The organism is Pseudovibrio sp. Tun.PSC04-5.I4 (assembly GCF_900104145.1).
In the GTDB taxonomy this organism is placed as follows: domain Bacteria; phylum Pseudomonadota; class Alphaproteobacteria; order Rhizobiales; family Stappiaceae; genus Pseudovibrio.
This window is the reverse complement of the sequence record NZ_FNLB01000008.1, coordinates 62,116-71,620: the sequence shown is the minus strand read 5'-3', so window position 1 is coordinate 71,620 and position 9,505 is coordinate 62,116. Positions and strand designations below refer to the sequence as shown.

Below are 9,505 nucleotides of genomic sequence, written 5' to 3'. Positions count from 1 at the left end.
GATGGTCATTGATAAAATATACAAATTATCTAATACTCAGAAGGGAGTTCTATTTCTTTCTTATATAAACAACGAACACGCTGGCACATATTTATTGTCGACGATAAAACAATTTAGTGGTTTTTTTGACCGCGATAGTTTTGAAGCGTCTTGGCGTTATATTATTGAGCGCCATGAAGCTTTACGAGCTTGTTTTATATGGAAAGAAGTTGAAGAGCCTGTTCAAGTCATTTTACAAGAAGTGGCACTTCCGATTGACTGGCACGACTGGCGTCATTTGTCAAAATCCGAGCAAGATAAACGATTTTTTGAATTGATTGATGAGGACAGGTCCCGGGGGTTGGATCCAGCTAGCGCACCACTGTTGCGGTTAACCCTTGTCCAAATGGATGATGAAGAGTATCGCGTAATTCTTACTATGCATCACCTTATCGTAGACGGGTGGTCATTACCCATCGTCTTTCGCGAGTTTATTGAATGTTATCGCGCTTTTTCATCCGGGCAAGAGCCGAGATTGGAACCGGTACGTCCATATGAAGACTATATTACTTGGTTAAATCAGCAGGATCAACAAGCCTCTGAAGCTTATTGGAGGTCTGCGCTAAGTGGTCTATTAGAGCCAACAAGATTAGGAGTGGGGAACTCAGCCAAACCAACAGATCAAAGTGTTCGACAGGTTATACATTCTCATAGATTGACGAGAACATTAACGCAAGCCTTGCAGGACTTTGCGCGACGAAATCGAGTGACGTTGAATACAGTGTTTCAAGCAGCTTGGGCTTTGCTTTTGAGCCGGCACAGCGAGACCAACGATATTGTTTTTGGAGCTACGACGTCTGGTCGGCCTCCAGAATTACGTGGGGTCGAAGACATCGTTGGAATGTTCATCAATACACTACCTGTGCGCGTTCGTATAAATCCCGACTGTGCTCTTGTTGACTGGCTTCACCAGTTGCAGATTGAGCAAACTGAGCGATTGGAGCACCAATATAGCCCGCTTGTTGATATCCATAACTGGAGTGATATTCCACAATCAAGTCCGCTGTTTGAATGTATTTTTATGTATGAGAATTATCCTAATTCAATTACGCGCGATGGTAACAGTAGTAAATTTTGTGTCACGGATAGCAAGTCAATCGAATTTACAAATTATCCGCTTGGTATACAGATACTTCCCAAAGACAACATCCAAATTAACTTTCTATATGATAGCAAAGTTTATTTTTCTTCGACAATGGAACGCCTGGTTGTCCATCTGGAGCGTCTTTTGGCGGCGATGGCCTCCGCAGATCCAGAGCAGAAGATCTCCACGCTCTCACTGCTTGATGAGGCAGAACGTCATCAGGTTTTAGAAGAGTGGAATGCAACGGCAGCAGATTATCCGCAAGACCGTTGCTTGCATGAGCTTATTGCTGAACAGGCTGCCCGACAGCCAGATGCAGTTGCAGTGGAGTTTGAGGGGCAGTGTTTAAGTTATGGTGAGTTAGAGGCTCGTGCCAATCAGCTTGCCCATCATCTGCGTACTCTTGGAGTTGGCCCAGAAGTTATTGTTGGCTTGTGCGTTGACCGGTCAGCTGAGATGGTTGTGAGTTTGCTGGCCATCCTCAAGGCTGGAGGTGCCTACCTTCCGCTTGATCCTGCCTATCCGCCTGACCGGTTAGCGTTTATGCTGCAGGATGCGGGGGCCTCTCTTGTTGTATGTGATGATGCTCATTCAGGATTGGTCAGTGATCATCCGTTGGTGTGTTTGCAGGCCGATGCGGAGATCATTCGCCAATATCCTCAAAGCTCACCGGATGTGACGGTGGATGCTGAAAACCTTGCCTATGTGACTTACACGTCCGGCTCAACCGGACACCCTAAAGGGGTCATGATCCGTCATGGAGGATTAAATGGGGCGTTATCTAGCTTAACAGCGGTCCTTGAGCTCACAGCTGGCGATGTTTTGGCAGCAGTTACCAACTTGACTTTTGATATAGCTACTCTTGAAATTTTAGCTCCACTTATATTAGGTGGCCGCTGTGTTTTGGTAACACGGTCAAGCGCAGCAGATGGACTTGCCTTAACTAACATATTGAAGAGTAGTCGCGTAACAGTTCTTCAAGCTACTCCTGCCACTTGGTATCTCTTGTTGGAGACTGGAGGTATACCTTCAGGACTACGAAAGATATTGTGTGGTGGGGAAGCACTATCCCGAGATCTTGCAGGTGGGTTAACAGCATGCCATGAGCATGTTTGGAATTTATATGGGCCGAGTGAGACGACAATTTGGTCTGCATTGCATAAAGTCACGTCAGGAAAAGCATCTGTTCCGATCGGTCATCCGATCTGGAACACTCAGCTTTACGTTCTTGATGGAGGGCTTGAGCCTGTGCCTGTTGGGGTATCAGGCGAGCTTTACATTGGCGGAGTTGGCTTAGCTCGTGGTTATTTAGGGCGGCCGGATTTGACCGCGGAACGTTTTGTTCCAGATCCGTTTGGTTCGGCCGGAGGCCGGTTATACCGCACCGGAGACCGGGTTTACCGGCGTGCTGATGGTGCACTTGAGTTCTTAGGTCGCTACGACCATCAGGTGAAGCTGCGGGGTTACCGGATCGAGACCGGTGAGATTGAAGCGGCTCTAACATCGCATCCATCCGTTGGTCAGGCAGCTGTGTTGCTACGTGCAGATGGCCCCGGAGAAGGGCGGCTGGTTGCTTATGTGGTCGGAGATGCAAGCGCAGGTGATTTACGCGCGCATCTTCAGCAGACCTTGCCTGATTACATGGTTCCAGCGGCATTTGTTACTTTGTCAGCTCTGCCCTTAACCCCGAACGGAAAGCTTGACCGCAAGGCGCTGCCAGAACCTGATGACAGCGGATTGGTGCGTAAGGCTTATATTGCTCCGCGTACACCAGTTGAAGAGATGCTTACCAGCATCTGGGCAGAAGTTCTGGGCGTGACACAGGTCGGCGTTGAGGACAACTTCTTCGACTTGGGGGGGCATTCCCTTCTAGCCATGCAGGTTATGGCGCGTGTGGGACAGGCTTTTGCTGTAGAGATACCGTTGAAGGCATTGTTCGAGGCACCATGCGTTAAAGATCTGGCGGCAGCTGTCGAGCTGGCTCTCGGTTTGGGCCGGACTATGGAAGATCTGCCTCTGGATCCAGTGGACCGAAGTGGGGCTTTGAAGCTTTCACACTCTCAAGAACGTCTTTGGTTTTTGGATCAACTGGCACCAGAACAGTCTGCTTATAATGTTTCCGGGGCAGTCAGGTTAAATGGTGCGTTGGATGTACCTTCACTTGAAAGGGCGTTTGCAGCACTGATTGAGCGTCATGAGAGCTTGCGCACGCGGATTGTAGAAGAAGAGGGGGTCGGTTATCAGGTAATTGATCCGCCGGCAGATTTCCTATTGAAGATTACCGATGTGGATGGCTTGTCCTCAGAACAGCTGAAGGCACACATGCAGGATCTGACTGCTGCGCGGTTTGATCTTTCGACTGGTCCCTTGTTCCGGGCAGAGCTTTTACGCCTTGCCGCGGATCGCCATGTGCTGGTTGTGAGCATACATCATATTGTTTCTGATGCCTGGTCCATAGGCGTCTTGGTGCGGGAACTGGGAGAGCTTTATGCTGCACAATGTGAGGAACGGCCAGCCGATCTTCCAACCCTGCCCGTGCAATATGCTGATTATGCCGCCTGGCAGCGGCGCTGGCTTGAGGGGGAGCGTCTGGAGGGGCAGCTTTCGTACTGGTGTGACAAGCTTCAGGAGCTTCCAACATTAGACCTTCCTACAGATCATCCTCGTCCGGCAGTGATGAGTGGCCATGGGGCCCGGATTGAGGTGACTTTCCCGGCTGAACTATCAGGCGCGTTGACAGCCTTGAGCCAGCGGGAAGGCGTGACCTTGTTCATGGTTCTTCTGGCAGCCTTTCAGGTTCTGCTCAGCCGTCACAGCGAGCAAAATGATGTGGTGGTGGGTGCCCCTGTGGCCGGGCGTCGCCGCCCAGAGCTGGAAGGGCTGATTGGCTTTTTTGTCAACACCTTGGTGTTGCGCGGCAATCTGTCAGATGATCCCAGTGTGCATGACCTTCTGGTTCGCACGAGAGAACTGGCGCTTGAAGCGTATGGTCATCAAGATGTGCCGTTTGAGCGGTTGGTTGAAGCACTCCAGCCGCAACGAGATCTTTCTCGCCACCCTCTGTTCCAGGCAATGTTGGTGCTGCAAAACGCTCCAGGGGATGCCATGGCACTGCCTGGTCTAAGCGTTCAGAGCGAGCCGCTCACAGGCAATACGGCAAAGTTTGATCTTACTTTGAGTTTGAGTGAAACGCGGGAAGGGCTGCGCGGGCGCCTGGAATACAGCACAGATCTGTTTGAAGCGTCGACAATGGAACGCCTGGTTGTCCATCTGGAGCGTCTTTTGGCGGCGATGGCCTCCGCAGATCCAGAGCAGAAGATCTCCACGCTCTCACTGCTTGATGAGGCAGAACGTCATCAGGTTTTAGAAGAGTGGAATGCAACGGCAGCAGATTATCCGCAAGACCGTTGCTTGCATGAGCTTATTGCTGAACAGGTTGCCCGACAGCCAGATGCAGTTGCAGTGGAGTTTGAGGGGCAGTGTTTAAGTTATGGTGAGTTAGAGGCTCGTGCCAATCAGCTTGCCCATCATCTGCGTACTCTTGGAGTTGGCCCAGAAGTTATTGTTGGCTTGTGCGTTGACCGGTCAGCTGAGATGGTTGTGAGTTTGCTGGCCATCCTCAAGGCTGGAGGTGCCTACCTTCCACTTGATCCTGCCTATCCGCCTGACCGGTTAGCGTTTATGCTGCAGGATGCGGGGGCCTCTCTTGTTGTATGTGATGATGCTCATTCAGGATTGGTCAGTGATCATCCGTTGGTGTGTTTGCAGGCCGATGCGGAGATCATTCGCCAATATCCTCAAAGCTCACCGGATGTGACGGTGGATGCTGAAAACCTTGCCTATGTGATTTACACGTCCGGCTCAACCGGACACCCTAAAGGGGTCATGATCCGTCATGGAGGATTAAATGGGGCGTTATCTAGCTTAACAGCGGTCCTTGAGCTCACAGCTGGCGATGTTTTGGCAGCAGTTACCAACTTGACTTTTGATATAGCTACTCTTGAAATTTTAGCTCCACTTATATTAGGTGGCCGCTGTGTTTTGGTAACACGGTCAAGCGCAGCAGATGGACTTGCCTTAACTAACATATTGAAGAGTAGTCGCGTAACAGTTCTTCAAGCTACTCCTACCACTTGGTATCTCTTGTTGGAGACTGGAGGTATACCTTCAGGACTACGAAAGATATTGTGTGGTGGGGAAGCACTATCCCGAGATCTTGCAGGTGGGTTAACAGCATGCCATGAGCATGTTTGGAATTTATATGGGCCGAGTGAGACGACAATTTGGTCTGCATTGCATAAAGTCACGTCAGGAAAAGCATCTGTTCCGATCGGTCATCCGATCTGGAACACTCAGCTTTACGTTCTTGATGGAGGGCTTGAGCCTGTGCCTGTTGGGGTATCAGGCGAGCTTTACATTGGCGGAGTTGGCTTAGCTCGTGGTTATTTAGGGCGGCCGGATTTGACCGCGGAACGTTTTGTTCCAGATCCGTTTGGTTCGGCCGGAGGCCGGTTATACCGCACCGGAGACCGGGTTTGCCGGCGTGCTGATGGTGCACTTGAGTTCTTAGGTCGCTACGACCATCAGGTGAAGCTGCGGGGTTACCGGATCGAGACCGGTGAGATTGAAGCGGCTCTAACATCGCATCCATCCGTTGGTCAGGCAGCTGTGTTGCTACGTGCAGATGGCCCCGGAGAAGGGCGGCTGGTTGCTTATGTGGTCGGAGATGCAAGCGCAGGTGATTTACGCGCGCATCTTCAGCAGACCTTGCCTGATTACATGGTTCCAGCGGCATTTGTTACTTTGTCAGCTCTGCCCTTAACCCCGAACGGAAAGCTTGACCGCAAGGCGCTGCCAGAACCTGATGACAGCGGATTGGTGCGTAAGGCTTATATTGCTCCGCGTACACCAGTTGAAGAGATGCTTACCAGCATCTGGGCAGAAGTTCTGGGCGTGACACAGGTCGGCGTTGAGGACAACTTCTTCGATTTGGGGGGGCATTCCCTTCTAGCCATGCAGGTTATGGCGCGTGTGGGACAGGCTTTTGCTGTAGAGATACCGTTGAAGGCATTGTTCGAGGCACCATGCGTTAAAGATCTGGCGGCAGCTGTCGAGCTGGCTCTCGGTTTGGGCCGGACTATGGAAGATCTGCCTCTGGATCCAGTGGACCGAAGTGGGGCTTTGAAGCTTTCATACGAGCAAACATCTTTATGGCATTTACATCAGTTTCGAGAGGTTGGGGCAGCTTATAATGTTTCCGGGGCAGTCAGGTTAAATGGTGCGTTGGATGTACCTTCACTTGAAAGGGCGTTTGCAGCACTGATTGAGCGTCATGAGAGCTTGCGCACGCGGATTGTAGAAGAAGAGGGGGTCGGTTATCAGGTAATTGATCCGCCGGCAGATTTCCTATTGAAGATTACCGATGTGGATGGCTTGTCCTCAGAACAGCTGAAGGCACACATGCAGGATCTGACTGCTGCGCGGTTTGATCTTTCGACTGGTCCCTTGTTCCGGGCAGAGCTTTTACGCCTTGCCGCGGATCGCCATGTGCTGGTTGTGAGCATACATCATATTGTTTCTGATGCCTGGTCCATAGGCGTCTTGGTGCGGGAACTGGGAGAGCTTTATGCTGCACAATGTGAGGAACGGCCAGCCGATCTTCCAACCCTGCCCGTGCAATATGCTGATTATGCCGCCTGGCAGCGGCGCTGGCTTGAGGGGGAGCGTCTGGAGGGGCAGCTTTCGTACTGGTGTGACAAGCTTCAGGAGCTTCCAACATTAGACCTTCCTACAGATCATCCTCGTCCGGCAGTGATGAGTGGCCATGGGGCCCGGATTGAGGTGACTTTCCCGGCTGAACTATCAGGCGCGTTGACAGCCTTGAGCCAGCGGGAAGGCGTGACCTTGTTCATGGTTCTTCTGGCAGCCTTTCAGGTTCTGCTCAGCCGTCACAGCGAGCAAAATGATGTGGTGGTGGGTGCCCCTGTGGCCGGGCGTCGCCGCCCAGAGCTGGAAGGGCTGATTGGCTTTTTTGTCAACACCTTGGTGTTGCGCGGCAATCTGTCAGATAATCCCAGTGTGCATGACCTTCTGGTTCGCACGAGAGAACTGGCGCTTGAAGCGTATGGTCATCAAGATGTGCCGTTTGAGCGGTTGGTTGAAGCACTCCAGCCGCAACGAGATCTTTCTCGCCACCCTCTGTTCCAGGCAATGTTGGTGCTGCAAAACGCTCCAGGGGATGCCATGGCACTGCCTGGTCTAAGCGTTCAGAGCGAGCCGCTCACAGGCAATACGGCAAAGTTTGATCTTACTTTGAGTTTGAGTGAAACGCGGGAAGGGCTGCGCGGGCGCCTGGAATACAGCACAGATCTGTTTGAAGCGTCGACAATGGAACGCCTGGTTGTCCATCTGGAGCGTCTTTTGGCGGCGATGGCCTCCGCAGATCCAGAGCAGAAGATCTCCACGCTCTCACTGCTTGATGAGGCAGAACGTCATCAGGTTTTAGAAGAGTGGAATGCAACGGCAGCAGATTATCCGCAAGACCGTTGCTTGCATGAGCTTATTGCTGAACAGGCTGCCCGACAGCCAGATGCAGTTGCAGTGGAGTTTGAGGGGCAGTGTTTAAGTTATGGTGAGTTAGAGGCTCGTGCCAATCAGCTTGCCCATCATTTGCGTACTCTTGGAGTTGGCCCAGAAGTTATTGTTGGCTTGTGCGTTGACCGGTCAGCTGAGATGGTTGTGAGTTTGCTGGCCATCCTCAAGGCTGGAGGTGCCTACCTTCCGCTTGATCCTGCCTATCCGCCTGACCGGTTAGCGTTTATGCTGCAGGATGCGGGGGCCTCTCTTGTTGTATGTGATGATGCTCATTCAGGATTGGTCAGTGATCATCCGTTGGTGTGTTTGCAGGCCGATGCGGAGATCATTCGCCAATATCCTCAAAGCTCACCGGATGTGACGGTGGATGCTGAAAACCTTGCCTATGTGATTTACACGTCCGGCTCAACCGGACGCCCGAAAGGGGTCATGATCCGTCATAATGGCGTCGCAAACTACATGTCTTGGGCAAACAAAGAGTATAACAAAGACTTTGGAACAGGAGCGCCTGTAGATACTTCTATTGGAACAGATTTAACTGTTCAAACTATTTTTCTACCTCTAATTGGTGGAGCGACTACTTACATCGTAAATCAAAGAGATGCATTGGAGAACTGGCTAACAGAGCGAATTAATAAAAACTGTTATAGTTTCCTCGCTGTTACGTCAGCGAGAACAGTGAACTTACAATCAGTGTGTTGGCCTAATCCAAATGGTGCAAAAATTGGCACAGTTATTCTAGGTGGGGAACCTCTTTTTTATGAACATCTTAAGTGGTGGCCTCAAAATTCACCGCAAACTAAAATAGTAAATGAATATGGCCCTACAGAAACGGTTATAGCTTGTAGCTGGTATCTTGTGGGTTCTCAACAGGCTGATCATAACGCTGTTGGAATTGTTCCGATTGGTTATCCGATCTGGAACACTCAGCTTTACGTTCTTGATGGAGGGCTTGAGCCTGTGCCTGTTGGGGTATCAGGCGAGCTTTACATTGGCGGAGTTGGCTTAGCTCGTGGTTACTTGGGGCGGCCGGATTTGACCGCGGAACGTTTTGTTCCAGATCCGTTTGGTTCGGCCGGAGGCCGGTTATACCGCACCGGAGACCGGGTTTGCCGGCGTGCTGATGGTGCACTTGAGTTCTTAGGTCGCTACGACCATCAGGTGAAGCTGCGGGGTTACCGGATCGAGACCGGTGAGATTGAAGCGGCTCTAACATCGCATCCATCCGTTGGTCAGGCAGCTGTGTTGCTACGTGCAGATGGCCCCGGAGAAGGGCGGCTGGTTGCTTATGTGGTCGGAGATGCAAGCGCAGGTGATTTACGCGCGCATCTTCAGCAGACCTTGCCTGATTACATGGTTCCAGCGGCATTTGTTACTTTGTCAGCTCTGCCCTTAACCTCGAACGGAAAGCTTGACCGCAAGGCGCTGCCAGAACCTGATGACAGCGGATTGGTGCGTAAGGCTTATATTGCTCCGCGTACACCAGTTGAAGAGATGCTTACCAGCATCTGGGCAGAAGTTCTGGGCGTGACACAGGTCGGCGTTGAGGACAACTTCTTCGATTTGGGGGGAGATTCTATCTTGGCCCTTCAGGTTATTAGTCGCGCTAAGCAACGTGGTCTTGGTTTGCAAGTCCGAGATATTTTCACCAATCAATCGGTAATAGATTTGAGTAAGGTGATAAAAACACCACACCCGGAACGCGATGGACAGTCATCAAATAACTATCGACGTCCCAATTTATTAGAAAAACACCTCCAGTCTCTATTGGACCAAATGGAGTGATTA

General features: G+C 51.2%; 1 protein-coding gene. It reads left to right on the top strand.

Going from position 1 to position 9,505, the window contains the following annotated elements; translation table 11 throughout:
* Position 1: 1 nt before the first annotated feature.
* A complete protein-coding gene (locus BLS62_RS27995; protein ID WP_093190199.1) occupies positions 2-9,502 on the top strand; it encodes a non-ribosomal peptide synthetase in 9,501 nt (3,166 codons plus the stop codon).
* Positions 9,503-9,505: the final 3 nt, after the last annotated feature.